This window comes from Afifella marina DSM 2698, from assembly GCF_900102695.1.
GTDB lineage: Bacteria > Pseudomonadota > Alphaproteobacteria > Rhizobiales > Afifellaceae > Afifella > Afifella marina.
Genome location: NZ_FMVW01000001.1, coordinates 278512 through 304703 on the forward strand (window position 1 = coordinate 278512; position 26192 = coordinate 304703).

General features: G+C 64.7%; 21 protein-coding genes and 1 tRNA gene. 10 read left to right on the top strand and 12 right to left on the bottom strand.

Features of this window, described 5'->3' with window-relative positions; translation table 11 throughout:
• Nucleotides 1-41: 41 nt before the first annotated feature.
• Nucleotides 42-1070 (bottom strand): ABC transporter permease, encoded by a 1029-nt coding sequence (locus tag BLP76_RS01250; RefSeq protein WP_092809078.1) that lies wholly within the window; start codon nucleotides 1068-1070, stop codon nucleotides 42-44.
• On the bottom strand, nucleotides 1039-2538 hold the full coding sequence (locus BLP76_RS01255; protein WP_092809079.1) for a sugar ABC transporter ATP-binding protein: 1500 nt from the start codon (nucleotides 2536-2538) through the stop codon (nucleotides 1039-1041). The genes BLP76_RS01250 and BLP76_RS01255 overlap by 32 nt, the downstream gene beginning before the upstream one ends.
• Before the next feature lie 219 nt (nucleotides 2539-2757).
• Here BLP76_RS01255 and BLP76_RS01260 point away from each other — a divergent pair, with 219 nt between their 5' ends.
• Nucleotides 2758-3939: an ROK family transcriptional regulator gene (locus tag BLP76_RS01260; protein WP_092809080.1), complete on the top strand. Its 1182-nt coding sequence runs from the start codon at nucleotides 2758-2760 to the stop codon at nucleotides 3937-3939.
• 29 nt (nucleotides 3940-3968) lie between these two features.
• Here BLP76_RS01260 and BLP76_RS01265 read toward each other — a convergent pair whose 3' ends face one another.
• The gene (locus BLP76_RS01265; protein WP_092809081.1) at nucleotides 3969-4565 is read right to left on the bottom strand and encodes a helix-turn-helix domain-containing protein; all 597 of its coding nucleotides are present in this window, start codon (nucleotides 4563-4565) and stop codon (nucleotides 3969-3971) included.
• Nucleotides 4566-4664: 99 nt separating this feature from the next.
• Here BLP76_RS01265 and BLP76_RS01270 point away from each other — a divergent pair, with 99 nt between their 5' ends.
• From BLP76_RS01270 to BLP76_RS18695, 5 genes are all read left to right on the top strand, one after another.
• Nucleotides 4665-5858: a benzoate/H(+) symporter BenE family transporter gene (locus BLP76_RS01270; RefSeq protein ID WP_092809082.1), complete on the top strand. Its 1194-nt coding sequence runs from the start codon at nucleotides 4665-4667 to the stop codon at nucleotides 5856-5858.
• Between the two features lie 130 nt (nucleotides 5859-5988).
• Entirely contained in the window at nucleotides 5989-6195 is a 207-nt protein-coding gene (locus tag BLP76_RS01275; RefSeq protein ID WP_092809083.1) for a hypothetical protein, read from the top strand.
• A 143-nt stretch (nucleotides 6196-6338) separates the two neighbouring features.
• Nucleotides 6339-8129, top strand: coding sequence for a PhoX family protein (locus tag BLP76_RS01280; RefSeq protein WP_092809084.1), 1791 nt, complete (start codon nucleotides 6339-6341; stop codon nucleotides 8127-8129).
• A gap of 130 nt (nucleotides 8130-8259) precedes the next feature.
• Nucleotides 8260-9909, top strand: a complete 1650-nt coding sequence (locus tag BLP76_RS01285; protein WP_200170482.1) for a hypothetical protein — start codon at nucleotides 8260-8262, stop codon at nucleotides 9907-9909.
• A 341-nt stretch (nucleotides 9910-10250) separates the two neighbouring features.
• Nucleotides 10251-10403: a hypothetical protein gene (locus BLP76_RS18695; RefSeq protein ID WP_170130366.1), complete on the top strand. Its 153-nt coding sequence runs from the start codon at nucleotides 10251-10253 to the stop codon at nucleotides 10401-10403.
• A 373-nt stretch (nucleotides 10404-10776) separates the two neighbouring features.
• On the opposite strand, the gene BLP76_RS01290 is transcribed toward BLP76_RS18695, so the two are convergent.
• Together BLP76_RS01290 and BLP76_RS01295 are read right to left on the bottom strand one after the other, a co-directional pair.
• A tRNA-His gene (locus BLP76_RS01290) sits at nucleotides 10777-10853 on the bottom strand.
• A gap of 680 nt (nucleotides 10854-11533) precedes the next feature.
• The gene (locus tag BLP76_RS01295) at nucleotides 11534-12076 is read right to left on the bottom strand and encodes a phasin family protein (RefSeq protein ID WP_092809086.1); all 543 of its coding nucleotides are present in this window, start codon (nucleotides 12074-12076) and stop codon (nucleotides 11534-11536) included.
• 249 nt (nucleotides 12077-12325) lie between these two features.
• Here BLP76_RS01295 and BLP76_RS01300 point away from each other — a divergent pair, with 249 nt between their 5' ends.
• Nucleotides 12326-15616 (top strand): sensor histidine kinase, encoded by a 3291-nt coding sequence (locus BLP76_RS01300; RefSeq protein WP_244514348.1) that lies wholly within the window; start codon nucleotides 12326-12328, stop codon nucleotides 15614-15616.
• A 21-nt stretch (nucleotides 15617-15637) separates the two neighbouring features.
• Here BLP76_RS01300 and BLP76_RS01305 read toward each other — a convergent pair whose 3' ends face one another.
• Nucleotides 15638-16813, bottom strand: a complete 1176-nt coding sequence (locus BLP76_RS01305; RefSeq protein WP_092809087.1) for a GGDEF domain-containing protein — start codon at nucleotides 16811-16813, stop codon at nucleotides 15638-15640.
• A gap of 297 nt (nucleotides 16814-17110) precedes the next feature.
• Complete coding sequence (locus tag BLP76_RS01310; protein ID WP_092809088.1) at nucleotides 17111-18484, bottom strand: glutamate--cysteine ligase; 1374 nt, start codon at nucleotides 18482-18484, stop codon at nucleotides 17111-17113.
• 147 nt (nucleotides 18485-18631) lie between these two features.
• Between BLP76_RS01310 and BLP76_RS01315 the strand changes: the two genes are divergently transcribed.
• On the top strand, nucleotides 18632-19186 hold the full coding sequence (locus BLP76_RS01315; RefSeq protein ID WP_092809089.1) for a hypothetical protein: 555 nt from the start codon (nucleotides 18632-18634) through the stop codon (nucleotides 19184-19186).
• Nucleotides 19187-19223: 37 nt separating this feature from the next.
• On the opposite strand, the gene BLP76_RS01320 is transcribed toward BLP76_RS01315, so the two are convergent.
• Complete coding sequence (locus tag BLP76_RS01320) at nucleotides 19224-19976, bottom strand: 16S rRNA (uracil(1498)-N(3))-methyltransferase (protein WP_092809090.1); 753 nt, start codon at nucleotides 19974-19976, stop codon at nucleotides 19224-19226.
• 68 nt (nucleotides 19977-20044) lie between these two features.
• Between BLP76_RS01320 and xseA the strand changes: the two genes are divergently transcribed.
• Nucleotides 20045-21652 carry an exodeoxyribonuclease VII large subunit gene (gene xseA, locus BLP76_RS01325; RefSeq protein WP_092809091.1) on the top strand — a complete coding sequence of 536 codons (1608 nt, stop codon included), beginning with the start codon at nucleotides 20045-20047 and terminating at the stop codon, nucleotides 21650-21652.
• Between the two features lie 107 nt (nucleotides 21653-21759).
• Nucleotides 21760-22326 (top strand): hypothetical protein, encoded by a 567-nt coding sequence (locus tag BLP76_RS01330; RefSeq protein WP_092809092.1) that lies wholly within the window; start codon nucleotides 21760-21762, stop codon nucleotides 22324-22326.
• A gap of 9 nt (nucleotides 22327-22335) precedes the next feature.
• Here the strand turns inward: BLP76_RS01330 and BLP76_RS01335 are convergent, their stop codons facing one another.
• The 4 genes from BLP76_RS01335 to BLP76_RS01355 all read right to left on the bottom strand — a co-directional run bounded on the left by BLP76_RS01335 (nucleotide 22336) and on the right by BLP76_RS01355 (nucleotide 26048).
• Nucleotides 22336-23013: a LutC/YkgG family protein gene (locus tag BLP76_RS01335; protein ID WP_092809093.1), complete on the bottom strand. Its 678-nt coding sequence runs from the start codon at nucleotides 23011-23013 to the stop codon at nucleotides 22336-22338.
• A gap of 19 nt (nucleotides 23014-23032) precedes the next feature.
• The gene (locus tag BLP76_RS01340; RefSeq protein WP_092809094.1) at nucleotides 23033-24451 is read right to left on the bottom strand and encodes a LutB/LldF family L-lactate oxidation iron-sulfur protein; all 1419 of its coding nucleotides are present in this window, start codon (nucleotides 24449-24451) and stop codon (nucleotides 23033-23035) included.
• Nucleotides 24448-25233, bottom strand: coding sequence for a (Fe-S)-binding protein (locus BLP76_RS01345; protein ID WP_244514350.1), 786 nt, complete (start codon nucleotides 25231-25233; stop codon nucleotides 24448-24450). Before BLP76_RS01345 ends, BLP76_RS01340 begins: the two co-directional genes overlap by 4 nt.
• A gap of 377 nt (nucleotides 25234-25610) precedes the next feature.
• Nucleotides 25611-26048: a c-type cytochrome gene (locus BLP76_RS01355; RefSeq protein WP_092809097.1), complete on the bottom strand. Its 438-nt coding sequence runs from the start codon at nucleotides 26046-26048 to the stop codon at nucleotides 25611-25613.
• Nucleotides 26049-26192: the final 144 nt, after the last annotated feature.

Consider the following 26192-nt stretch of genomic DNA (forward strand, 5'->3'; position numbering starts at 1 on the left):
CGCTTGCGGGCGGTCTTGTCCTTGGGGTGCGGCCCATGTCGTCAGGGCCGCCGCCTTTGCAAAAACGCCACGGAAATGATCACGATGCCCTGCACGGCCGCGTTGAGATGCACGCTGATAATGCTCGTCAGGTTGAGGATATTGCCGATGACGGAAAGAAGGATGGCGCCGATCACGGTGCCGGTGACGCGGCCGGACCCGCCCTTGAAGGAGGTGCCGCCGACGATCACCGCGGCGATCGCTTCAAGCTCCCACAGAAGCCCGGTGGTGGGGGATGCGGAGCCGAGACGCGGCACGTAGAGGAGGGTGGCGATGCCGACGCAGAGGCCGAGAAAGGCGTAGGTGAGGATCTTGACGCGATCGACGTCGACCGCCGCATAGCGCGCCACCTGCTCGTTGGAGCCGATCGCCTGCACATAGCGGCCGAAGGCGGTGCGCCGCAAAAGCACGGTGCCGATGATTGCCACGCCGAGGAACACCCAGACCGGGATCGGAATGCCCAAAAGCGTGCCGTAATAGACCGGCCCGTAGGTCTGCGAGAGACCGAAATCGAGGGTGATGGCGCCGCCATCGGCAAGCCAGGTGAGGACGGCACGAAACGTGCCGAGCGTGCCGAGCGTGACGATGAAGGGTTCGATCCGCCCCTTGGTGATGAGGAGGCCGTGCATGGTGCCGAAGGCCGCCCCCATCATGAGCGAAACCATCATCCCGACGATCACCACCAAGACCGGCGCATCGATATGCGTGGCGAGGCTGTTTATCACCAGAATGATGCTGCCGGCGATCAGCGCCACCATGGAGCCGACCGAGAGGTCGATGCCGCCGGAGATGATGACGAATGTCATGCCGACGGCGATGATGCCGATGAAGGAGGTCCGCGTCAGCACGTTCATCCAGTTGGCGAGACTGGCGAAATCGGAATTGAGCGCAGTGCCGACGATGGCAAGCAGGATGAGGCCGAGGATCGGACCCTGGCTGCTTAGATCGAATTTTCCGAGCCGGCGGCGCGCCGAGGCGCGGGCGCTTTGGCCCTCAGCCTCATTCGGCTGCGGTTCTTGTGCCGATGGCATGGCTGAGTAGCTCCTCCTCGCTGAGGCGGTCTGCGGGCACTTCGGCCGTCACGCGCCCGTCGCGCATGACGATGACGCGGTGACAAAGACCGATCAGCTCCACCAATTCCGATGAGATGACGATGATACCCCGCCCTTCGGCGGCGAGGCGGTCGATGAGAAAATAGATGTCGCGCTTGGCGCCCACATCGACGCCGCGCGTCGGCTCGTCGAGCACGAAGATGTGCGGCTCCGGCGCGAGATATTTGGCGATTGCGAGTTTCTGCTGGTTGCCACCCGATAAAGACGAGGCGAGACCGTCACGGTCGCCGACGCGGATGCCGAATTCGTCGACGGCGCGGTCGAGGGCTGCCCGTTCCTCCCGGGGAGAGAGGAAGGGATGGGTGTAGGTCTTGAGATCGAGAAGGGTGAGATTGTCGGAAAGGACGCGTCCGACATGCAATCCCTTCCCCTTGCGATCCTCGGAGAGATAGGTGAGCCCGAGCCGGGCGGCGGCGCGCGGATCGCCCATGCGCACATCCTTGCCGCCCATGAGGATGCGCCCCGAGGAGCGGGGACGCAGACCGAGAATGCCTTCGAAAAGCTCGGTGCGGCCGGCCCCGACGAGCCCCGCAAATCCCAGGATCTCGCCCGGCATAAGAGAGAAGGAGACGCTCTGCGCCCAGCCTGCAACGGAAACGTCCTCAACGCGCAAAAGCGGCTCGCCTGCGTCCGAGACCGGGCGCTTGGGCGGATACATGTCGGAAAGCTCCCGCCCCACCATCAGCGCCGCCATGCGTGAGCGTGAGGTCTCCGAGGTCTTTGCCTGGGAGATGAAATGCCCGTCGCGCATGACGATCACCTCGTCGGTGACGCGCTCCACCTCGTCGAGCTTGTGGGAGATGTAGAGGACGATGATGCCCTCTTCTCGCAGCTGCGCGATGAGGCTGAAGAGATGCTCGCATTCGTTGGGGGTCAGGCTCGCCGTAGGCTCGTCGAGGATGAGAACCCGGGTGTGACGGACCTGCGCCTTGGCGATCTCTACGAGCTGCTTTTCCGCCACGATGAGATCGCCGACGCGGTCGTCGGGATGGCTGTGCGCCCCGACGCTTTCGAGCGCCGCCTCGGCCTGGCGCGCCATCGTCTTCTCGTCGAGGAGGAAGCCTTTGCGGATCTCGTGGCCGAGAAACATGTTCTGCACCACGGTGAGCGCATCGGCGAGGTTGAGCTCCTGGTGCACCATGACGATGCCCCGCTCTTCCGCCTCGCGGGAACTTGCAAACGAGACCGGTTCGCCGTCGATCACGACCGCGCCTGCGCTTGGCTCGTGGTAGCCGGCGAGGATCTTCATCAAGGTGGATTTGCCGGCGCCGTTTTCGCCGATGAGACCGTAGACGCGCCCCGCCTCCAGCCGGAAGCTGACGTCGTGGAGCACGCGCACGGAGCCGAAATCCTTGGCGATCCCGTGAAACTCGACGGCGAGGCCCATAACGGCCTTCCTCCCTTCGCCTGAGGGGCAGGAGCGGGCCGGATCGTCTCGCCGAGCCCTGTCTCGACGCCCTTTTTTATTTTCGGGAAAACTCGCTTCCGGATGCCGTCGACATCCAGGGGCCTTCCTCATTGCAGCGAAAATTACGCTCAGCAATTTGATTGAGCAATGGTCAAGTTCGGTCTATTTACGGTCAAAGCGCGTTCAATGAGGTCAAACATGCGCGGCTTTTCGCAATTGTCGCCGACCGAGCGCCGGCTCTTGCTCGAGGTTTTTTGGGCGCGCACCAGCGCCCGCAGCGATCTGGCCGGCCGGCTCGATTTCTCCAAGAGCAAGATCAATGCGGCGATCACCGATCTGATCGGTGCCGGGCTGATCACCGAAATCGGGCCGCGGCCCTCCTCCGGCGGGCGCCGCGCCGAAGGCCTGCGTGTCACGCTTCGCGACGGCCTGATCGCCGGCGTCGATATCCGCGCCACCCATATGGATATCGCCCTTCTTTCGCCGGACATGAGCGTCATGGCCCGCCATTGCGAGCCGATCTCCGTGCGCGGCGAGCCGGAGCCATTGTTTGCCCGCCTGCGCGATGTGCTCGATCTGCTTTTGCGGCAGTTGGGCCAGGAGCGAGAGCGCATCCGCATGATCGGCATCGGCGTGCCGGGGCCGGTCGATTTCGAAAGCGCCTGTCTCGCCACGCCGCCCCTGATGCCGCTCTGGGAGGGCTTTTCGCCACGACAGGCGCTCGCGGCCGATTTCGACGTGCCGATCTTCGTCGACAACGACGTCAACATCCTCGCCCTCGGCACGCTGTGGCATCTGTCGCGCAGCGCCGACGATTTCCTCGTGGTCAAGGTTGCGACCGGCATCGGCTGTGGCATCATCTGCCGCGGCCAGGTCTATCGCGGCGTCGACGGGGCGGCGGGCGACGTCGGCCATATCTGCATCGATCCGAACGGTCCCGTCTGCCATTGCGGCAATGTCGGCTGTGTGGAGGCGATGGCAGCGGCCCCGGCGATCGCTCGCGCCGGCGCGGCGGCCGCCCGTTCAGGCGAAAGTCCGCGTCTCCTGGAGCTGTTGCAGGCGCATGGCGCCTTGAGCCCGGAGGATGTCGGTCTTGCGAGCCGGGAAGGCGATCCGGCGGCCAATGCCATCATCCGGGGCGCCGGCGCCGATGTCGGGCGGATGCTCGCCACGCTCGTCAATTTCTTCAATCCGAGCCATGTCTTCATCTGCGGAGGCGTCGCCACCATCGGCCCGGCCTTTCTCGCCTCGATCCGCCAAAGCGTCTATCAGCGCTCGCTGGCGCTTTCGACGCGCCATCTCGCCATCCGGCCGATCCCGCATCCCGCTGATGCCGGCATCGTCGGAGCCGGCGTCCTCGGATTTCTGGAAGCGATCTGACGCGACGCAGCCGGCACCGGCCGGAACCGTCACGCCTCCTCGTCGGACCCGTCGTTCTGGTCTGTCGTCTCGAACAGAGCCGTCTTCGGATAGTGAATCGTGTTGTGGAAGTGCGCGATTTCGGCGCTCAAGTTGCGATAGCCGTGCGGCTGGTCGGCGGGGAAGCGGAAAGCGTCCCCATAGCGGCAGCTCTTCCATTCTCCGGCGATCAAGACCTCCATCGCGCCGCGCGTGACGAAGACATCTTCGACGACGCCCGTATCATGCGGGTTCGACTGGTGAACCTGGCCCGGTTGAAGTGTCATCAAAAACGTCTCGGAGCCGAAGACGGGGTCGAACGGGAAGACGGTGTGAAAGCCGATGCTTCCCTGAAACCGGACGCTGCGCGTCTGCGCGGGCGCGAAGGTGCCCGTGGTTTCAATGAGGTCCTCGATGAAGGCGGTCAGCGGCAGCTGGAAGCCTTTGGCGAGTTTCCAGAGCGTCGCGATCGTGGGGCTCGATTCCCCGCGCTCGATCTGGCCGAGCATGGCCTTGCTGACGCCGGTGAGCTCGGCCGCCTGCGCCAGACTTAGGCCCGCGCGGGCACGCACTGCCTTCAGATTGATCCGGATTTTTTCTTCGGTCATTCACATCGCCTGTTGTGCGCTATAACGCACGGACGTTATAACGTCCGGCACTCGTTGGGCACACTCCTAGCGCGCACGAACTGGAAAGGCACGGTTGCAATGCTGGCAGGACTGAAACTATCGCACATCGTTGCGGGCTGCATTGCCGTCCTTCTCGGCTATACGAGCAGCGTTGCAATCATCTTCCAGGCGATCGACGTCCTGGGCGCCTCGCAGGCGGAGGCCAACAGCTGGATGCTGGCGCTGGGCGTCGGCATGGGGGTCAGCGGTCTGATCCTCTCCTTGCGCTACCGGATGCCGATCCTGACGGCCTGGTCCACGCCCGGCGCGGCCCTTCTCGTCATCAGCCTCAATGGCGTGGCGATGAGCGAGGCGATCGGCGCCTTTCTCTTCTGCGGCCTCTTGTTGACCCTGACCGGCATCACCGGCTGGTTTGAAAGATTGTCCCACCTCATTCCCGACACCATCGGCAACGCCCTGCTTGCCGGCATCTTGTTCCAGTTCGGCCTCGGGATCTTTTCCTCCATGGAGGAAAATCTGCCCCTCGTGGCGGTCATGTGCGCGACCTATCTCGCCGGCCGGCGCTGGTTTCCGCGTTTTGCCATTCCGGCCGTCCTCTTCGCGGGTTGCGCCTTCTGCGCCGCGACAGGGGCGTTCCAGGCCGGGGAGGGGATCGATTTTTCTCTCGCTCAGCCGGTCTTCACCATGCCGGCCTTCTCGCTGCCGGTGTTGCTCGGTGTCGGGCTGCCGCTTTTCATCGTCACCATGGCCTCGCAGAATACGCCCGGCATCGTCACGCTGAAAGCCTCCGGATATGAGCCGCCGGTGTCCGCCTGTCTCACCGTCACCGGTCTGACGACGCTCCTCCTGGCACCCTTCGGAGGCTACGCCTTCAATCTCGCCGCCATCACCGCCGCGATCTGCGCCGGGCCGGAGGCCGACGACAACCCGCAGACCCGCTACAAAGCGGTCGTCGTGACGGGTGTCATCTATTGCGTGGTGGGGCTTCTGGGCGCTGCTGTCATCAGCCTGTTTCTGATCGCCCCCAAGGCTTTGGTGGTGACGGTCGCGGGTCTTGCGCTTTTGAACACGATCGGTGCGAGCCTGAGTGCCGCGCTGGCGCAGCCGGAACGACGGGAAGCCGCCCTGGTGACCTTCATGACCACCGTCTCGGGCATCACCTTCCTCGGCATCGGCGCGCCGCTCTGGGCGTTGCTTTTCGGGATCGCCACAGGCGCCATTCTCTCCCCGCGCGGCCGGCGAAGCTTAAGGCCCGTCTTCGCCAGACGCTAGAATCCGCCGCGGCTGTGCGCCCCGCGCCCTTCCAGCTCGCGCCAGATGCATCTCAAGATCGATGTCTTGAGAGAGAAAACCGGTACGCCGCGAGGCATTTTCCAATCGGTCAGAAAAGCCCGTCTCCGAAATGCAGGAAAGTCATCTGGAGGCGCTGCGCGACGAGATCCGCGCGGCGAACGGTCCTTCGGCTGCGCGCAAAGCCGTGACCGATATCCGCCGTGCTTTCAGGCGGGCGAAGGCGACCCATTCAGGCGAAAGCGGTCTGCGCGGCGTGGCACCATGGTGGGCCGACGTCGCTACGCTTCACACGGCGCCGCCGGCCACCGGTATCTGACGGTCGGACATAGGCAGAACAACTCCGACGCTGTCAAAAAAGGTTCGTGCTGCCAGACGATGATGCCTTCGCCGGTTGGGTCCGTGCAGCGTTAGCAATCGCCATGGCTTCACTGCGAAAAAGTGAAGTTTCGGAGGACTCTCATGAAGACGAAACTGCCTTTATCACTTCTCGCCGGCACGGCCGTCGCACTCGTCGCGACGAGCGCAATGGCGGGAGAACTGACATTCAAGGGTATCGCGGCCGCCAAGACCGATGCGGAAAAGCGCGAAGCTGTCGCCTCCCCTTCCGTGACAATCGACCGCAGCACCCATGAGATCGCCTACCATGTGCTCGCCCGCAGCGGCGACGAGATCGGCAACAACACTTTCGGCCTGCTTGTCGACGAGAACGGCGAGCCGGTGAAGAATGAGGACGGCTCGACCCACATCTCCGTCGACGCCGACTTCTCCTCGCTCCTGACGGTTGGCGGCAAGCTGTTCAGCATCAGCCACTTCGAATCCCGCCCGGGTGCCATGTACCTGTCGGAACTGAAGCAGGATGATGCCGGCAACCTGACGCCGGTCTCCACCGAGCCGATCGATTTCTCAAGCTTCGGGGGCCTGTGGGTCCCGTGCGCCGGTTCCATCACGCCCTGGGAGACGCATCTCGGTTCGGAGGAATATCCGCCGGACGCCCGCGCCGTCGAGGAAGCGACCTCAATGGACGACATCGACGACTACTACAAGCCGATGATCCGCTACGTCGGTCTCGACCCGGCAAGCGCCTCCATTGAGGAGTTCAAGCGCGGCTTCGACCCCTACAAGTACGGTTATCCGACCGAGATCACGGTCAAAGAGGATGGCAGCTACACGGTCGGCAAGCATTACGCCATGGGTCGCGTCGCGGTCGAACTCGCCAAGGTGATGCCGGATGACAAGACCGTCTACATCTCCGACGACGGCACCAATGTCGGCTTCTTCATGTTCGTCGCCGACGAGGCCGGCAAGCTCGACGCCGGCACGCTCTATGCCGCCAAGTGGAACCAGACCTCGGACGAGGGCGCCGGCAAGGCCGAGCTTTCCTGGATCGACCTCGGCCATTCTGACACCGCCAGCGTGGAAAAGGCGCTGGCCGAAGGTGTCACCTTCTCCGATCTCTTCGAGACGACCGACATGGCTGACGACGGCACCTGCCCTGAGGGCTTCTCCCCCTCCAACGCCGAGGGCCGCTCCGAATGCCTGAAGGTGAAGGACGGCATGGAGGCGCTCGCCTCCCGCCTGGAGACCCGGCGCTATGCCTCCATGAAGGGCGCGACGACCGAGTTCCGCAAGGAGGAGGGCATCGCCCTCGATCCGGCGACGAAGACGCTCTACGTCGCGATGTCGGAAGTCAACAGCGGCATGGAGGATGCCTCAAAGGGCGGCAAGCCGACCGACAAATACGAGAAGGGCAGCGGCAACCACATCAAGCTGACGGCGAACGATTGCGGCGCCGTCTATTCGCTGCCGCTCGGCTCCGACGGCGAGATTGGCTCCGACTGGGTGGCGAGCGAGATGAGCGGCCTCGTCGCCGGCACGCCGCACGAATATGCCGAGGGCGAGGAATTCGCCGGCAATACCTGCGATATGGACGGCCTTGCCAATCCGGACAACCTCACCTTCATGGACGGCTTCGGCACGCTCATCATCGGCGAGGATTCGGGCTCGGGCCACCAGAACGATGTCATCTGGGCCTACAAGCTCTCCGACGGTTCGCTGACGCGGATCTTCTCCACGCCCTACGGCTCTGAGACGACCTCGCCGTACTTCTATCCGAATGTCGGCGGCCACGGTTACATCATGGCGGTGGTGCAGCATCCTTATGGGGAATCCGACGAGGACAAGCTCGCCGATCCCGCCGATGCCCGCGCCTATGTCGGCTATATCGGCCCGTTTCCGGCGCTGACGAACTGACCCTGGTGCGCTGTCGCCGGGCAGGACCGGGCGGCCGCCTCTCCGCAGCAAGGCCCGGCAGGCGTTCCTGCCGGGCCGATTTTACCGCGGCTGCGCCGTCCGTGCCGGTGTCTCTCTCAAGGAATCGATGATGTCCCCTCGCTTCGTCAGCTCGCTTGTCTTCGCGTTGACCGCCGCCGGCCTGGCCGGCCCGGCCTTTGGCGACAGCAGCCTCGGCGGCTTCCTCCACAACCGGACCGCCTATATCCCCCCGCAATGCTACACCAAGACGCTCGACGACGTCGGGCGGGCGCACAATCCGTGCTTCACCTGCCATCTGCGGGCTCGCCGGCCGAATTTCATCAACGATCCGGACCTGCAGCTCTCCTACGCCTTTCCCGGTCCGGCGCTTTCAAACCCGTGGTCGAACCTCTTTGAGGACCGGCGCGGGCGTGTCGCCGCCATCGGCGACGAGGAGATCCTCTCCTATATCCGCACCAGCAACTACCAGGCGCCCGACGGTTCGCTGATCCTCGCCGGCCGGCTCGCCGACGTGCCGCCGGGATGGGATGTCGACGGCGACGGCATATGGGGCGGCTACACGCCGGACTGCCATTTCCGCTTCGACGACGCGGGCTTCGACATTGCTCCGGACGGCACGCCGACCGGCTGGCGGGCCTTCGCCTATACGCCTCTGCCCGGCAGCTTCTCGCCCGCTTCCGGCTCCACTGACGACGTGCTGATCCGGCTGCCGGAGGCCTATCGCCAGAACGCAAGCGGTGAGCCGGATCAGGCGATCTACGAGATCAATTTGGCCATCGTGGAAGCCCTGATCGCCCGCCGCGACGTTTCCATCGCTCCCGCAGACGAGAAGGGCCTCGGCGTCGATCTCGACCGCAACGGCAGCCTCGGCACAGCCGAGAAGGTCGTCTTCGACTGGGCGCCGTTGAAGGGGCACGACATGTCCTATGTCGGTCGCGCCAGGACCTTGCAGGAGGAGGGCAAGGCGCCGCTCGCCGCCGGGCTTTTCCCGCTCGGTACGGAGTTCCTGCATACGGTGCGCTACGTCGATGTCGACGATGCCGGCGAGGTGAGGATGGCGGCGCGCCTGAAGGAACTGCGCTACATGCGCAAGACCGCCTGGCAGACCTATGCCGACCTTGAAGACGGGGCGCTTGAGGAGATCAAGGAGGATCACGATTTCCCCGATCGCGTCAGCCTCTTCGACGGCAACCGGGAAGTCGGCATCGCCAACGGCACCGGCTGGCGTCTGCAGGGCTTCATCGAGGATCGCGACGGAGCTCTGAGGCCGCAGAGTTTCGAGGAGACGGTCTTCTGCATCGGCTGCCATGGCGGCATCGGCGTCAACGACGATTCCACGCTCGCCTTCGCGCGCAAGCTCGAAAAGCCCTTCGGCGGCTGGTTCCACTGGAGCCGGCACGGGCTGAGGGGCATCCCCGATCCGAAGCGGCCGGACGGCTCCGGCGAATACGCCCGCTACCTCGCCGAAAACGGCGCCGGGGACGAGTTCCGCGACAATGCCGAGATCATCCAGGCCTTCATCGGCGAGGATGGCAAGCCGGACGAGGCGGCGCTCGCGGCCATGGCCGAGGATCTCGCCACAATCCTTTATCCCTCGCGCGCCCGCGCTCTGGCCCTCAACAAGGCCTATCGCACCATCGTCATGGACCAGGATTTCGTCAAAGGCCGCGACCCCAATCTCGCCCCGGCCGTGAATGTCCATCGCGAGGTGGAGATCGACGAGGAGACGGGCATCAAGGAGGCGGTTGCGCGCTGGTAGTCCTGCTCTTCAGAGCAGCCGGGCACGTCGATGCCTGAATTGACTGGCTCGGCCGGATGAAACCGTGAAAGCCCCGCAGGCGTCGTTGGTCGAAGAAGGCGGTGTTTCCCGGCGTTGGCGCTGTCGTGGCAGTGGCGATTTGCCGACGACACGGGGTATGTCGCCGCGACCTTCGTCGCCACGGCCGTATCCGTTTCGGAGGCCATGGCCAAGTTCGCCGGGCGACCGGGGTGCGACGCAGCCATTCCCCCTTGCTCCGACCGCGCGCTTCGGTCGTATCGCGAAGCCCGCTGAGATCAGCCGCGAGAAACCTTTCTCCGCTTCATCTCGGGAAGGTGGGCATGGCTGGATCGCTATTGACTGACTGGACGAGGCCGGAAACGCCTCTGCGGGTGCCCTACACGCACTACCACAGCAAATACCTCGCCTCTTTGATGACGCTGCAGGGCCACGACGAGTGCTCAGTCGTCACAACAATCCGCAAGTCATCCTGAGGTGCGGGCACCTTATCCGCTTCTCCGCGCCGGATCCGAGAGAACTCGGAGCCGAGGAGCGAAGGCTCGTGTTTCCCAGGATCTCCGGCACCCGCTCACGGCACTTCCTCCTCTCGATGGGCGTGGTCTGCAAACGCCAGTCGATCGCTGGGGGAGGCCTTTCGTTGCACCTCGGTACGACTCGCTTGGGCCGTCGCTCAGCATCCGCAGCAGGCAGGGATTCCTTCCACGGTCCTGCCAAGTGTCCGTGGCATGTGACCTCGTCGACTTTTTGGAGGTTGGTAGGGGCTTGGCAGGATTTGCCGTTTTGGGTCAGCGGCCACCGTCACGCCGTTTCCGGCGTTCGCATAAAATGCTGATTTTACGGAGAAACTGGTACGAACGGGTGGATTCGAACCACCGACCTTCGGAGCCACAATCCGACGCTCTAACCAACTGAGCTACGTTCGCATGTCCTGGCGAGGCGGTGCGGACCCTAGTGTTCCGCGCCGGAGATTTCAAGCGCCGGCGGGCCATATCCTGGCGCCCGGGCTTGCGATTCCTCACCTCTGCGGCACCGCTTAGCCGAGGAGCGTCGCCAAGGGAAGGGGGCGGCGAAGAAACTCTGCGCGGCGCCGTCGCACACCCGTTCTCACAGCCCCGTTGATGGCCTCGTTCATGGCCCCGTTCGAGCGCCGGCCCAAACCCCGGCTCCACTCCGACCGAACCCCCGCTCAAGCTGGGCTCAAGCTCCGCCAGGCCGGTCTAACCACGGCCCTTGCAGGCTCCCGGCAACACCAGCCAGGTCTGTCTTTGCTGCGCATCGCCGGGGCTTCGGCCGGCCTGTCTGCGGCCGGCCTGGCTGCGGCCGGCCTTGCTGCGGATGTTCGTCTCCGTCCGCACGCATTCCGTCCGCGCGCATTCGGCGGCGGCCGTTGGGGCCCGGGCCTCAGCTCAGCTCAGCTCGGCCCGGCCTTCGATGCCGAGGTTTGCCGCGGCAGTGATCCGTGCCGAAGCACAAGCCGACGCCGGCCACGCGCATCGCAGGCGCAAAAATCGCAGGCGCAAAAAAAAGCCCGGCGGGAGGCCGGGCTCGTCAATTCCTGCGCGCCGCCTCTGTGGGCGGCGTCGCGGAGGGTTGGTCGCAGAGCTTAGTGGCTCGTGACCTTGTCGAGGTTCTTCTTCGCCGCCGTGCGGGCCGGGCGAGACGTGTCCTCGGTGACCTTGGTGAGAAGGTCGCGCATGCCGTTGCCTTGATCCATCAGCGCTTCGAAGCGCGACCGCATGAAGGCGCTCTGAAGCTGGATCGCATCGGCGAACGAGGTGACGCCGAGCATCTGACGGGCGTGGTCGAACGCCGCATCCGTATTGGCCTTGGCGTTGTCGAGCGCCTTGAACTGCACCTGCAGGAGACCCTCGCGGGCGTTTTCCACAGTATCTTCCATCACGTCGGTGGACTCTTCTGCAGCGGCTTTGAGGCGGGCATAATTCTCCCGCGCGCTCGCCAAAGAACGCTCCGTCATCGCCCGGAAAGCTTCGGGCATCTGCATCTGCGTCATGCCGAACATTTCCGTCAGCTTCTCGGTGGCGTCCTGAAACGCGCGATCAGCAGTATTGGCCGCATCCTGCGCGGTCGCAGCCGCCTCATCAAAAGCCTTTTCACCAGCCTGATTGAATTCGTGCTCACTGGACATCTAAGATCTCCTTCCGCTTCTGCCTGGGTTGCTCCCCCCTCAGGCTTCTGGAGAGTATATAGGGAAAGTTTTGTGCGACGCAACAAATTATTGCGCTGCAGCATTCGGAACCCTGCCGGCGGCTGAAGTTTTCAACCGTTAACCATCCTTGAGAAAAACGGACTTTGCGGCGCGCTCCAGGCCTGCGATTCTTTTTCAACTCCGGTTACCTATTTTTAACCAAGGCGAGTCGCGGAGATTACGGAAATCATGCAATCGGAGGGCAGGGGCCTGGTGGAGGCGATGGCGGACGAGCGCCTGGCGGCGCTTGTGAGCGACGCGCGTCCTGCCATGTTCTTCCGCCTCGACGACAACCGGCTCGGCTGGCTCAACCCGGCCGCTGCCGAGCGTCTCGGCTGCGGCACCGCCGAAGAAGCGCGCGCCCTTGGCCTCGGATCGGCCGACCCGCTGAAGCGCGACATTCGCATGCTGGCGAAGACGGCGGGCGAGACGGGCTCTCTCGGGCGGCTGCGTCTCGGGCGCGGCTTCGGCGCCGTGCCGGTCGTCTGCCAATGCCAGCGCGTGGTGATCGGCGGCGAGCGCGGTCTCCTGGCGGTCGCGATCGCCGCCGCGCATGCGCCGAACCCGGCCCGGATGCCGGCCTTCTTCTCCGGTGACGGCGTCGTGGCGCGCCTTGAGAACGCTTCGGATCTTCAGGGGCGCGCCCTTTCTCCCGGCAAGCCGCAGCTTGTTGACGACTGGGCTCATGAGGGCAGGCTGCGCCGCGCGAGCCTCGTTCCGGTGGCGCGCGAGACATGCCTCGCAATCGTCGATCTTGAGAGCGATCTCGGTCCGGTTGCCGGCGGAGATCTGGCGGCCGCGGCAGGGCTGCCGCAGAGCTCCGGCGAGCCGATCAGGGAAGACGGCGACATCGAAACCCTCAAGAGGCCGGAGACGGACGTTCCGGCCACCGATGTCGAAGTTTTCGACACTCAGGCTTCCGACCCTCAGACTTCCGAAACTCAGGCCCCCGATGTTCCGGCGAATGACGACGATCACGACGAGATCGCGGAGATGAGCGATCGCGAGGGGCCGGTTTCCGATGATGCGCCCGATGACCATGATGCGCCCGATCACGGCGCCCATGCGCATGACGAGGAGACGGATCTGACGGAAGCGGTGCGGCGTGCGCTGCCGGCCTGGATCGCCGATCGTCTCACCACCTACGATCCCGAGAAGCATGGCGCCGGAGAAGCGCCTCAAGAGGCGTCCTCCGACGAGAACGGGGATGGGGCCGCCGAGGGCGCTCCTGCGCTCAACGATCTCTCCGAAGCCGACGCCGATGATGCGCCTGTGGCGGCGTCTCCCGGGGAAGCGTCTCCCGGCGAATGGTCTGCCGACGACGTTTCTGCCGAGTCGGAAGAAGCTGAAACAGAGGCGGCAGCGGATGGGCTGCCCGAGCAACAGCCGGGCGATGAAGAGACGGCCCGGGACGAGGCGAGCCCGGACACGCCTGCTGCGGATGAGGGCGCTGAGGCCCCTGAACCGGCCGCCGAACCGGCACCTGTTGCGACGCTCACCCGGCCGGTCTCGGTCCGATTTTTGTGGCAGAGCGATGCCTCGCACCGCATTCTTTTCGTCTCGCAGGGCCTGACCCAACTCGTCGGCCGCAATTCTGAGGTCGTGGGCGAAACCTGGGACGACGCGGCCGCGCGCCTGCGGCTGGATCCGACCGGGCGGGTGGCAAAGGCCTTTCACGCGCGCGACACCTGGAGCGGCCTCACCGCCTGGTGGCCGTCGGAGGCGGGCGATGTCCGCATTCCGGCCGAGCTCACCGCACTCCCGGTCTTCGATGCCGACCGGGCGTTTCAAGGCTTCCGCGGGTTCGGCGTCTTGCGCCCGGCCGAGGCCTTGAAGGCGGAAGCCTTCGACTTGCGTTTTCCGGAAGGAGCCGAAATGGAGGAGGCGCCGGCGGGCAGGCATCCGCGCGAAGGCGAGGCTCCGCCCAACGACAATGTCGTGCCGATCCGCTCAGACGTCGAACGCCTGCCGGAATGGTCGCGCCTGTCGACGCAGGAAAAGCGCGCTTTCGAGACGATCGCTTCAGCACTCGGCGCCCGTGTGACGGATCTGCAGCCCTCGAGCGGTTCGCCGATCGAGGAGCGCCGCGACGCCCTCAAGGAGCGCCACGACAAGAGCGCTGAGGAGGCCGAGGCGCGCGCGCCGGCGACAGGGCCGTCCGAAGATGCCGCGCCGGTTGTGGAGCGGTCAGAGGGAGAGGGCGACGATTTCGCGCCCACCGAGACGCGGCAGGATCCGGAAAGCCCGTCGGCGGAAGTCTCCAGGATGGTCCCTGAGGCGGTCCCTGAGACCCCGTCCGAAGACACCGCACCCATCGAGGCGCCCATCGAGGCCCCCGTCACGCTTTCCAATGCGGTTCTCTCCTCCAAGGTCGGCGAGCTTCAGGCGATCCTGGACACGGCCCTCGACGGTGTCATCGTGCTCGATGCGGAAGGCCGCGTCGAAAGCCTCAACCGCAGCGCCGAGGCGCTTTTCGGCATCGAAGCCGACGCGGTGGTCGGCAATTCCTTTACCGAGCTTTTGGAAGAAGAAAGCCGGGTGGAGGCCGAGGCCTATCTGGAGAGCCTGAGGATGGCGGGCATCAAGAGCCTCCTTAACGAGGGCCGCGAGGTTCTGGGCCGCACGAAAGGCGGGCCGATCCCGCTCTTCATGACGTTTGGCCAGGTCGGCAGCGGCGAGCGCCCCCGCTTCTGTGCGGTTCTGCGCGACATCACGCAGTGGAAGGAGACGGAGACGCGGCTGCAAGAGGCGCGCGCCGAAGCGGAGCGGGCCTCAAGCCAGAAATCCGATTTCCTCGCCCGTATCAGCCATGAGATCCGCACGCCGCTCAACGCCATCATCGGCTTTGCCGAATTGATGGTGGATGAGCGTTTTGGCCCGATCGAAAACCAGCGCTACCGCGAATATCTGCGCGATATCCGCTCCTCTTCAGAGCATGTCGTCAGCCTCGTCAACGATCTCCTCGACATCGCGCGGGTCGAGGCGGGCAAGCTCGATCTCGATTTTTCCGCCGTCGATCTCAACACGCTGGCGCGCGAGACCGTGTCGCTGATGCAGCCGCAGGCGGGCCGCCATCAGGTGATCATCCGCACGAGCCTCGCCCCCGACCTGCCGTCCGTCGTCGCGGACGCCCGCACCCTGCGCCAGATCCTTTTGAACCTTCTGTCGAATTCGGTGAAATATACCGATGCGGGCGGGCAGGTGATCCTCTCTACCAGGCTGGAGGAGAACGGGGAGGTGGTCTTGCGCATGCGCGACAATGGCGGCGGCATGAGCGAGAGCGAGCTGGCGCGGGCGATGGAGCCTTTTCGGCAGATCATCACCTCGGCAATCGGCACGGGCACCGGCTCCGGTCTCGGCCTGCCTCTGACGAAGGCGCTGGTGGAGGCGAACCGCGCTCAGTTCGTTTTGAAGAGCGCGCGCGGCGAGGGCACGATCGCGGAAGTGGCGTTCCCCGCGACCCGGGTGCTGTTTGAGTAAAAGGGCGATCCCGCGGGGAGCTCAGGCGAGACAGGTCTGTGAGGTCGGCGGCGCGGGCTTGTCGTTTGCCGCGAGCTCGATGCGGTTGCGGCCGGCTTTCTTCGCCCGATAAAGCCCCTGATCGGCGAGCGCCAGAAGCTCTTCCAGGGACTGGTCGTCGCGAAGCGCCACGACCCCTCCGCTCATCGTGCTGTTGACGTCGCGGCCGTCGATCTCGCGACCCACCCGGACCCAGCTTTGCCGGACCCGATCGGCGAGTGAGAGGGCCGCGGGCGCATCGGCGCCGGGAAAGAGAGCCGCGAATTCCTCGCCGCCGACGCGGCCGAAGAGATCGTTGGCGCGCATGGAGCGCTGCGCTGTCTTGATGAAAGCCTTGAGCGCGTTGTCGCCGATGGCATGACCATAGGTGTCGTTGATCTCTTTGAAGTAGTCGAGATCGAAGAGCGCGACGGCGCAGGGCGTGCCGTCTTTCCGACAGCGCTTCAGGGTGCGCTCCGCCCGGTCCAGAAAACCTCGGCGGTTGAGAATGCCGGTGAGCTCGTCGGTCTCCGCCTTTGCCCTCTGCCAGGCCTCGCGTCTCTCCCGCATCGCAGCGGTTACGAAGATCGTGCTGCCGAGAACGAAGAGCAGTGCCTCGAATTGCAGCATCTCGGCGGCCGCGCGAACGGTCGATGGCGCTTCGGAGAGAAACGACAGAACCGGCAACGAAAACACCAATGCCAGGGCATGCAGGACGCACAATCCGGCAAGCGGCCAGCGGGCAGGCACCTTCGGCTGTGCCGGATGAAAGACCATGGAATATGCGGTTGCGAAAAGATAGGCGCTGCCGACGAAGGCATGGGCGGTGCCGCTGAGTTGCATGCGGCCCTCGGGCGAGGCGAAGGCGGCAAGAGCGACGAGTGCGGGGCCGGCGAAAATAACAAGCGAGGTCACGAGATGCGCGCCGTTCATCCGCGTGGAAGCCCAAATCAACGCAGGATGAAACGTCATCATTACAAAGGAAATCGGGTGGAGCAGGCTATTGTCGTGGCAGCGCGCGAGAAGCAGCGAGGCCATGACGAAAGCGACGTTCGCGGCAACCCACCACCAGATGTACTTCGTCTCGGGGTAGTGACAGCGCGCGAGAACCAAAAGGACGCCACAGATCGCCGCGCAGAAAGCCGAGACGACGGAGATCGTGGTAAGATCGAGCTGCATGACAGTGGCTTTCGCCTCTAGGCCTTTCTTTCGGGCAGGTGTCTGCGTTCTGGGTGTTGTTGCCTGCTGATATGGGATAGACTTCTGCGATATCCTAAGTAACAAGATGCAAAGCCCGCGCGGGACGAACCCGACGAGGCACGGCCTTGCCCTTCTCGTTTTGAATGATCCCAGACAAACCTTGCCCCTGCCTTGCCGGAGGGCAAGACGAGCAGAAGGCCTATGCCTTAGGTTTTGACCGCATCGCAGATGAGCGCCGCAAAGGCCGCTCGTCGAACGAGCGGCGTCACGAGAGCTTCAATAGGCGTATTCGGAAAAAAGCGGCTCGACCGAATTGCCCCAGCGCGTGCGATATTGCGCGAGCAGTTCCTCGGCGGGCGTCCGCTTCAGGGCGAGCGTTTCTTCAAGCGGCGCCAGATATTCCGCCTCGTTGAAGCCGCCGGCGCTGATTTGGTTGCGGTGCTTCAGGCCGGTTCGGGAGATGGCGACGGCGCGTTTGGCGATGTCGAGGACCGTTTCGCGGCGGAAGGGGGTCGCAAGGCCGGTCTTCGGCACATGGTTGCGCAGGGATTCTCGCTCCGCCTCGCTCCAGTCGTAGGTGAGAGATTCGGCGGCTGCGAGCGCGTCGTCATCGTAGAGGATGCCCGTCCAGAAGGCCGGCAGGGCGCAGATGCGCCGTGTCGGGCCGCCGTCGGCGCCGCGCATTTCGAGAAACGTCTTCAGCCGGACATCGGGGAAGAGCGTCGAGAGGTGATTGAACCAATCGCCCATCGATGGCGTGACTTCCCCGATGTCGTCCACTTTGGGCTCTTTGAGGAACTGCCGGAAGGTCGTGTGGGTCATGTCGATGTAGCGACCACCGCGGATGATGAAATACATCGGCACGTCGAGCGCCCAATCGACATAGCGCTCGAAGCCGAAGCCCTTTTCGAAGGCGAAGGGCAGGAGGCCGGTGCGGTTGCGGTCCGTGTCGCGCCAGATTTCGGCGCGGTAGGAGAGGAAGCCGTTGGGCCGGCCTTCGGTGAACGGCGAATTGGCGAAGAGCGCGGTCGCGATGGGCTGCAGCGCCAGCCCGACGCGCATCTTGCGCACCATGTCGGCTTCCGAGGAGAAGTCGAGATTGACCTGGATGGTGGTCGTTCTCAGCATCATGTCGAGGCCCTTGCCGCCCACCTTCGGCATGTACTCGGCCATGATCCGGTAGCGCTGCTTGGGCATGATCGGGGTTGCCGCGCGCGACTGTTTCGGGGCCATGCCGATGCCGAGAAAGCCGATGCCGAGGGGTTCCGCCACTTCGCGCACCTGGGCGAGATGCGCATGCGTTTCCCGGCAGGTGCGGTGGATGTTGGGAAGCGGAGCGCCGGAGAGCTCGAACTGGCCGCCCGGCTCCAGCGAGATGGCTCCGCCACCGGTCGGATCACCAAGGCCGATGATGTTTTCGCCGTCGTAGATGGGCTCCCAGCCGAGCAGGGTTTCCATCCCTTTGAGGACCGCTTCGATGCCTTTTTCGCCGTGATAGGGAACCGGCCGGTTGCCGTCGCGGTAGAACGGCACCTTCTCGTGTTCGGTGCCGATCTTCCATTGTTGGCGCGGCTTGACGCCCTTTTCGATCGAGGAGACCAGCTGGTCGCGGTTTTCAATCGGGTTGTCGTTCGCTGTGTCGCGGGCCATCGGATCTTTCTTTGCATGCGGCCGTCAGGCTGTCGGCGGCGCGACCATAGTAAGGCCAAAGGCGCCTTTCAAAGCCTTTTCCGCATGTCGGACGAGAGCCTGCTCTTGCCAATGGCGAAAGCGTTCTAAATTGAGACGAAGGGGCGCATGACTGCCATGCCAGTCGGGAGTTCGATCATGATCCAGATGACGTCTCGCTTCATTCTCGGGGCCGCATTGCTCGGCGCGATGCTTGCCGCCCCCGCGGCCGGGGCCGCCGAATCCGATTTCATCGAGCGTTTCGACGGCACCTGGAAAGGTGGCGGCATGGTCATCCGCAACGAACGCTCGGGGCCCACCAACATCAACTGCTCGCTGGCCGGAGAAGGCGCAGCCAACAAGATCAGCATCGCCGGCAAATGCCGCGCCTATGCGATCTTCACCCGCGATGTGCGCGTCAATGTCGCCTACGACCCCGAAAGCGGGCTTTATCGCGGTACCTATCAGGGCTCCAAGGTCGGCACGGCGGTCATGAGCGGCAAGCGCAGTGGCGACACGATCAAGTTCGCGCTCGTCTGGCCGAAGGACGTGATGGGTGACACCGAGGCCGCGATGACCATCACCAACAATGGCGCGGGCCAGTTGCGCGTGCTCGTCAACGACAAGGTCGGCGCCGGCGGTCCGGTGCAGCCGGTGACGGATCTCGCTCTCGTCAACAATTGAGCGCTCTCGTCGACAATTCAGGGATGAGGGCGAGCTTTTATTGATCGGGTGATGATTGGCGCCAGTCGCCGGCTGCGGCCTGAACGAGCGCAAGGGCTGCGACGGCCGCGGTATCGGCGCGCAGAATGCGCGGTCCGAGCGAGATCGTCAGCGTCTGCGGTCTGGCCGAAATCGCACTCCGCTCGGCGTCCGAAAACCCGCCCTCCGGCCCAATGAGAAGCGCAAGCCTCTCGCCCTTGAGGTCGGCAAGCGCTGCAAGCGGATCGCCCTCGTGGCGCTCGTCGCAGAAGATCAGCCGGCGGTCTTGTTCCAGCGCCTCGATCGCCTCCGCCAGGCCTTTCGCCTCCTCCACCTCCGGCAGATTGAGGATGCCGCATTGTTCGGCGGCTTCCAGCGCATTGGCGGCGATGCGCGCCGTCTTGACCTGCCGCACCTGCGTGAACTGCGTGATCACCGGCACGAGCCGGCCGACGCCCATCTCCACGGCCTTCTGCGCCAGGTAATCGAGCCGCGCCTGTTTGAGCGGCGCGAAGAGATAGGTGAGGTCGCTTTGCGGCGTTTGCGGCCGCGTCTGCTCCTCTACCTCGAGATGGGCCTTCTTCTTGCCCTCCTTGACGACCTTCGAACGCCATTCCCCGTCTTTTCCGTTGAAGAGAAGCATGGGCGCCCCGTTGTCGAGGCGCAGAACGTTGAGGAGATAATTGGCCTGATCGGCCGTGAGGGGGATCGAGCCACCGGCTTGGAGCGGCTCTTCGACGAAAAGTCGCTTCGTGATGAAATCGTAGGCCATGTTCGCTCTCTTGCCGTTCTTTCGAAAACGCGCTTGAAGCGCGGCTCTCGCTCCGTCAAGACTGGGTTATGCCCGCATCCCCCGTCGAAGTCTCCAACGTCGCCGAATATACGGTCGCCGATCTCGCTTTCGCCCTGAAGCGAACGCTTGAGGAAAATTACGAGCATGTGCGGGTGCGCGGCGAGGTTTCCGGTTACCGTGGCCCGCACGGCTCGGGCCATTGCTATTTCACGCTCAAGGATCAAAGCGCCTCTCTCGACGTCGTCGTCTGGCGCACGACCTTCCAGCGGCTGAAGTTCAAGCCGGAGGAAGGCTTGGAGATGGTGGCGACCGGCAAGATCACCACCTATCCGCGCCGCTCCAATTACCAGCTCGTGGTCGAGAGCCTGGAGCCCGCCGGTGCCGGCGCGCTGATGGCGCTTCTGGAGGAGCGCAGGAAGGCGCTCGCCGCCGAAGGGCTTTTCGACGAGGCGAAGAAGCGCCCGCTCCCCTATCTGCCGGAGGTGATCGGCGTCGTCACCTCGCCAACGGGCGCCGTGATCCGCGATATCCTGCATCGTCTGCGGGAGCGCTTTCCGCGCCGGGTGCTGGTCTGGCCGGTGCGTGTTCAGGGCGAGGGTGCGGCCGAGGAAGTGGCGGCCGCTGTCCGCGGCTTCAACCGCACCGAAAAGGGCGGCGCGGTTCCGCGCCCGGATCTCTTGATCGTCGCCCGAGGTGGCGGCTCGATCGAGGATCTGTGGGCCTTCAACGAGGAAGTTGCTGTGCGGGCCGTCGCTGAGAGCGGCATTCCGGTGATTTCCGCCGTCGGCCATGAGACCGACTGGACGCTCATCGATCTCGCCGCCGACCGGCGCGCCCCGACGCCGACGGGTGCGGCCGAGATCGCCGTGCCCGTGCGTGCCGAACTCGTCGCCTGTGTCGCCGATTTCACAGCCCGCCAGGAAGGCGCCTGGCAGCGCCTCGCAGCTTCCCTCAGGCGTGATCTGACGGGTGCTGCCCGCGCCATGCCTTCGCTCAACGAGCTCCTGGCTCTGCCGCGCCACCGGCTCGACGAGGCGGGCGGCCGGCTGCTGCGCGGGCTCGCCCAGCATCGCCGCTTCAAGGAGCAGGCCTATCTGCGTGTCGGGGCGCGGTTGACGGGCGACAGCCTGCGCGCCGATCTGCGCCGTCGGCGCGAGCGCCTGGCTGATCTGTCAGGCCGCATGGAGCGCTCGGCGAGTGCCGTTCGTGGCTCCGCGCGGCGCGATCTCATACGTGCAGCCAGGCTGCGCCCGGAAACGCTCCAGCGCATGCTGCGGGTGGAGCGGGAGCGGCTCGCAGCGACCGCACGCCACGCCGAGGTGTTTCGGCGCGCCGCGATCGCGCGCCAGGAGCGCTACGACAATGCCTGCCGGCTGCTTGAGACGCTCTCCTACAAATCCGTTCTCGGACGCGGCTATGCCGTCATCCATGACGCCTCCGGTCAGACGGTGACGCGGGCCGGCGCGATGCGGACGGGCGACGCCTACGAGATAGAGTTTCAGGATGGGCGTCGCCCGGTCGTTGCTGGTGAGGGTGGCACACCGACGCCCGCGACGGGGAGCCCATCCGAGAGCCCGCCGAGCGAGAAGCCGGCGGCAGCGAGGAAACCGGCGAAGGCGAAGCCCGCTCCCAAGGCGCAGGGCAGCCTCTTTTAGGCCGCGACATGTGAGGCGACGGGCCGCGCGGCCGGAACCGATCGGCCGCGGCGCCATTTTAGCCGTGAAACGAGCCGCAACATCCCGCGGCGAACCTCCCGAGACCCATGCGCTTCTTCCTCGTTCTTGTCGTCATCCTGCTCGCCGTCGCCGCCTATTTCATGGTCGACATCCGCCAGACACAGGAAGGCCGGATGCCTTCCGTGCAGGTCGAAGAAGGCCAGGCGCCGAAATACGAGTTCAATCTCGGCGGCTTCGAGCTCGTCTGGAAAAAGGCGACGTTCTCTTATCCGACCATTCGCTTCCGTTCACCGGAAGAAAGTGACACGACGCCGGCCCCGGAGCCGGCCTCGGAGCCAGAGGGCGAGGAGAAGGCACCTACGACTTCTCCGGAGACGTCTCCTCAGACAAAAGCGCCGTCCTCGACCGAACCGGACACCGCGCCTCCCGCCTCTCCGGCGCCATCGCAGACCATGCCGGCTCCATCCGAGACTTCGCCGGAGAGCCCTGCGAACGGCTCCATCGAGCCGCTGCCGGTTCCGGGCGATCTCGACATGCGCCCCGATACGAGCGAGCCTCGTGACAGGCAGGGGGAGCCCGAAAGCTCACAGCCCGACCGGAATCCCGGCGAGCCGGAGCCCGCCGAAATCATCAATCCCGACGTCTCGCGATAAGACGGACGCTCAGGCGTCTTCGACGATGAGGATGTGGAGGGCGCGCGGCCCGTGGGCGCCGAGAAGCAGCGTCTGCTCGATATCGGCCGAGCGTGACGGGCCGGTGATGAGATTGACCGTGCGTGGCAGGACGTCGTCGCCGGAGTGTTCCCGCAGACGGTTCCACAGGGTTTCGTAATCGCCGACGATGTCGGAGGCGCGCACCACGACGACATGGTGATCCGGCAGGAAATTGAGCGTCGTCGGATTGTCGGGCCCCGAGAGCAGGAAGAGCGTGCCGGTTTCCGCCGCGCCGCCGAAAGCGTGGCTGAGGCCGACATGATCGCGCCCGTCGGAGGGCCCGTGTTTCACTTCGAGCTGCGGGACCTTTTCCCAGGGAAGATCGGCAAGACGCCGGTCCGCACCCATCCTGAGATCCGAGGGCAGGTTGCGGGCGCGCAGATATTCCGCAACCGTCTCAGGAAGGTCGGAGGCCGAGGCCACCCGCTCCACCGTGGCGGAGACTTTTCCCGCCATCTTCGCAAAGAGATCGAGGCGTGCCTGCTGGCCGACATGGCCACGGGCCGGAACGGTGTTTGCCGGATGCTGGCCGAGGCGCTGGGCGACGGCATCGCGGCGCGCTTCCGCTGTCTTTGCGGAGGCAAGGCCGCGCCGGATCTTGCCGAGCACGGTTTCGCGCTGGCTCATGATGTCTTTCCCGTCGCCGTCACGAGCGGGCCTTCCACTGATCGATGAAGCTTGTTTTCGCCGGCGCCGGCATGTCGCGATGGCCGGTCCAGCCGCCGGCGAGCGGCAGCGACGAGAAGCGCCCGCGACGACGCCCGAAGGGGTGAAGCGCCTTGAGCCCGATGCGGGTGGCGAGCCGGTAGAGTTTCGGACGCCTGGCGAGAAAGGCCCAGATGCGCAGGCCGTTCCGCTCCGCGGCCGGCTTGAGATGCCGCTCATATTCGCGCTCGCGCCAATGCCGCATCAATTTCGGCAAGGGGATCTCGACCGGGCAGACGCTCTCGCAGCGCCCGCAGAAGGTCGAGGCGTTGGGCAGGTTTGCCGTGTTTTCGAGACCGAAGAGGCCCGGAGCCAGGACCGCGCCCATGGGGCCGACATAGGTCGCGCCATAAGCGTGGCCGCCGATCGCATGATAGATCGGACAATGGTTCATGCAGGCGCCGCAGCGGATGCAGCGCAGCATCTCGCGGAACTCGTTGGCGAGCATTTCGGAGCGGCCATTGTCGAGGAGGATGACATGCGTCTCCTCGGGACCGTCCTCGTCGCCCGGCCGCCTCCGGCCGGTGGAGAACGTCGTGTAGACGGAGAGCTCCTGACCCGTGGCGGAGCGTGCCAGAACCCGCAGCAACGTCGAGACGTCTTCGAGCGTCGGCACTACCTTTTCGATCGAGGCGAGCACGATATGCACCCGCGGCAGGATCTGCGTGAGGTCGCCATTGCCCTCATTGGTGACGATGACGGAGCTTCCCGTCTCCGCCACCAGAAAGTTGGCGCCGGTGATGCCGACATCGGCGGCAAGGAACATGTCGCGCAAAGTGGCGCGCGCCTCCGAGAGCAGCGACACCGGATCGGCGAGATCGCGCTTCGGATCGAGATGCGTGTGCACGCGGCGGAAATCGGCTTCCACCTGGTCGCGGTTCACATGCACGGCGGGGGCGATGATGTGGGAAGGCGGCTCGCCGCGCAGCTGAATGATGTATTCGCCGAGATCGGTCTCGATCGGCTTGATCTCGCTCTTCTCCAGGAAGGCGTTGAGGCCGATCTCCTCGGAGATCATCGATTTGCCCTTGGTGACGGTTTTGGCGCCAACCCGGCGGCAGATCGAAAGCACGGCCTCGCGCGCGTCGGCTGCCGTCTCCGCCCAATGCACCTCCGCCCCGGCCTGGCGCGCTTTGCCCTCGAAAGCCTCCAGATAGAGGTCGAGATGTGAAAGTGTGTGGTCCTTGATGGCGCGCGCTTCATGGCGCAGCGCATCGAATTCCGGCAGGGCGTCGACCGCCTTCTGGCGCTTCTGGATGAAGCCGCGTTCCACATGCCCGAGCGCGCGCTGCAGCTCGACATTGGCGAGTGCGTCGACGGCGTTTTCCTTGAACGCCTGCGAAAGGAAGGGCGCGCTCATTCCGCCTCGCCGATCGCCGGACTGTCGGCCATGCCGGCGAGCACTTCGGCTACATGGCGCGCATGCACATGCTTGCCCTCGCGCTGCAGCTTGCCGGCCATGTTCATGAGGCAGCCGAGATCGCCGGCCACCAGCGTATCGGCTTCGGAGCCTGCGATTGCGGCCGTCTTTTTCGTCACGATGGCGTTGGAGATTTCCGGATATTTGACGCAGAAGGTACCGCCGAAGCCGCAGCAGACATCGGCGTCCTTGAGCTCGGTGAAGGCGAGGCCGTCGACGGTTTTCAAGAGTTCGCGTGGCTGGTCGCGCACATTGAGTTCGCGCAGGCCCGAACAGGCGTCGTGATAGGTGACGTTGCCGGCAAACGCCGCCTCGACGTCGCGCACGCCCATCACGTCATAGAGGAAGGCTGTAAGCTCGTAGGTCTTTGCGGAGAGCGCCATTGCGCGCCGCGCCCAATAGGCGTCGTCGAAAAGCTCCGGATAATGGCGGGCGATCATCGCGGCGCAGGAGCCGGACGGAACCACCACGTAATCGTAGTCTTCGAAGATCGCGATCACCTGTTTGGCGATGGCCGCAGCATCGCTGCGGTCGCCGGAATTGTAGGCGGGCTGGCCGCAGCAGGTCTGGTTCTCCGGGACTTCGACGCAGCAGCCGGAAGCTTCGATCAGCTTGATCGCAGCAAAGCCGACTTGCGGGCGGAAGAGATCGACGAGGCAGGTGGCGAAGAGACCGACGCGCGGCTTCGAAGCTGTCGTATGTTCGGTGTTTTCTGGCGACAAGCGCTCAATCCTCTGCGGCCGAGCGTTGTGCGTCATGCCCTCGGCTGGCTTCGATGGCTCCAGGTCTGGCGGCAGGGCCGGTCAGCCGGAAGCCCGGACACGCAAATTAGGTCCGCCGCCGCAGCGAGATCAACAACCTTGTGGCGCAGGCTTCTGGCGCTGGACGTGCAGGCTTGTGGTGACCGCACGGGCTTTGCGGATGCGCCCTGAGACGGAAAAGCCGCAAAATCCCAGCGTGCCGATACGCGTGCCAGGCGCGTCGAGCCGCAAAAAGATAAAGCCGCTGCGCGGAATGCAGCGCGAGCGAAAACGGACCGCGAAAAAATCCCGCCGCCCTTTCGAGCGGCGGGTCGTCACGAAAAGGCGCTTGCGCCCGATTAGCCGTTGGGCGGCGTGTACGTGCTGGCGTCCGGATCCGGCATACCGTCCGTATCGAACGTCTTCAGATAGGCAATCACCGCGTCGATGTCTTCGGGCTTCTTGAGGCCGGCGAAGATCATCTTGGTCTTCGGCACATAAGCGCGCGGGTTCTTCAGATACTCGTGCAGGGACTTTTCGGTCCAGACGAGACCATTCTCGCCGGCGCTCTTCATGGCGTCGGAATAGCGGAAGTCAGGCAGAGAACCGGCGACACGACCGAACAGGTTGTTCTGCTCGGGGCCGACGCGGTTTTTGGCGCCTTCACCGACCGAATGGCAGGCGTGGCACTGCTTGTAGACCTTCTCACCGGCCGCGACGAGGTCGTCCTGAGCATACGCACTGCCCGCGGCAAGGATGGCAGCAATGCCAAGGGCAGCAGCCGAAATCCTAATCATTGGACACTCCTTGTTATGTCAAAGCTTGACTCATTCCAAGGTGGCGGAATGGAGCACAGGGCTTCGCGCCACACAAGGGGGAGGATTTTCTGGTTTGGCAATGCGACATCGCGCTATGGTTGCTTGAGATGAAACGCTGAACGA